The organism is Methylobacterium variabile (assembly GCF_001043975.1).
Classification (GTDB): domain Bacteria; phylum Pseudomonadota; class Alphaproteobacteria; order Rhizobiales; family Beijerinckiaceae; genus Methylobacterium; species Methylobacterium variabile.
Genome location: NZ_LABY01000349.1, coordinates 1 through 1,451, shown reverse-complemented (window position 1 = coordinate 1,451; position 1,451 = coordinate 1). Strand labels below are relative to the sequence as shown.

Genomic DNA, 1,451 nt, shown 5'->3' with positions numbered 1-1,451 from the left:
GAGCTTCCAGAGCTCGATCACGGGCGACCTGTTCCGGCAGCTCAACGGCTCGATCTCGCCGATCACCATCCCGAACATCAGCGGCATCGGCTCCTACAGCCACGTCCAGAACTCGGCGTTTGGCTCGGCGCTTAACTTGAGCCAAACGCAGCAGAGCGTGTCGCCGGTGGTGGTGCAGCAGGGCACGGCCCAGCCGGATACGTCCTCAACGATTGTCTATCCTTCGAAGCCAGGCACCACGACCGGCACCGGATTTGAGGGAATAATGCAATGATGAGTCGTTTGGTGCTTCTGTCTGCCACGGTTCTGTTAATCGGCGTTGTTTCAGCGCAAGCCCAAAAGCTTTCGCTTCCACTCGGCGAGTGGGGCCGGTCATCCAATCATGGCTTGAATTGCAATCCCCCATTCTTAAAAATCGAGCCTAATCGTATCGTCAAACGTCTTGGCGGCGGTGAAGGGCGTTGCCCCATTTCAAAAATCAAGAAAGAGGGTAAATATTTAATGGTGAATGTAAAGTGTGACTACGACAAATCAATACCTGAGAAATACCTTATTCAGGGAGATGATGACGATGACTCATTTTCTGTTTTAATACAGAGTCCAAATCGCATATTATTTAACAACACGCCGCACGAGCTTTGCCAGCCTGCTCAAGGAGGTGCACGATGAAGTCGCTGCCGCTCTTATTATTCGGTGCGGTCTCTACCGTTTTCTCCGGTAGCTCGGTTCTCGCCGGGACGTGCTTGACCGCAGATATCATGAGCCCGGGCGGGCAACGGGTTTCCTCGCCGTATGGTGTCAACAGAACGGGCCGCCCTGGAGCCTCTGCGGGTTACCACCAGGGTATGGATATCGTAAACAGTCAGGGCGCCGGAACTAAGATATTTTCGGGTTCGGCTGGTCCAGTTTCATATTACGAATTCAGAGGAGGGGGTGTAATTGCCGATGTAATTTCAGGAGATACGCGTTTCTTGTATCTTCACATGAACACAACAACACTCAAGGAAGGGCAGTCTGGTCGGGTCGCCGCTGGAGATCAGGTTGGGACGATGGGCTGTGAAGGCATGAGGCAGTGCGCTCCTCACCTCCATCTCGGCACCCTCCTCAAGGGTAGCGCTCTCTCCTCGACAGGGACGAACGGTCGTGCCTGGAAGATGGGGTCCGGTAAGGGCGCAAGCCCGATGACCGCCGACGCGATCAAGTCGGCCCTCCCGCAGGCCTGGTACTACGTCAACCCCGAGCCGTTCCTTCCACGCCAGATCCCGATCTCGACCAAGTACCCAGACATGGCGGGTGGGCCGCGTGACACGACCCTGCCGAAGACGTGCTCGCCCGGGGCCAACGAGGGTGCAGCCTCCGAGACCGTGTCCCGCTCCGATACCCCGTCCCGGCAAGCCTCCATCTCGGCCGCAGCGGAGCGTTCGACCGGCTCGGAGGACCACGCGGTCAAG

The 1,451-nt window shown here is 57.1% G+C and carries 1 protein-coding gene and 3 pseudogenes; all 4 read left to right on the top strand.

Going from position 1 to position 1,451, the window contains the following annotated elements:
* Positions 1 to 274, top strand: a pseudogene (locus tag VQ02_RS38490) (hypothetical protein); the annotation flags it as partial.
* 11 nt (positions 275 to 285) lie between these two features.
* Positions 286 to 669 carry a hypothetical protein gene (locus VQ02_RS36430; RefSeq protein WP_245239919.1) on the top strand — a complete coding sequence of 128 codons (384 nt, stop codon included), beginning with the start codon at positions 286 to 288 and terminating at the stop codon, positions 667 to 669.
* Positions 666 to 1,106: pseudogene (locus tag VQ02_RS39945) on the top strand (M23 family metallopeptidase); the annotation flags it as partial. The gene VQ02_RS36430 and the pseudogene VQ02_RS39945, both read left to right, overlap by 4 nt.
* A 75-nt stretch (positions 1,107 to 1,181) precedes the next feature.
* A pseudogene (locus tag VQ02_RS39625) lies at positions 1,182 to 1,451 on the top strand (M23 family metallopeptidase); the annotation flags it as partial.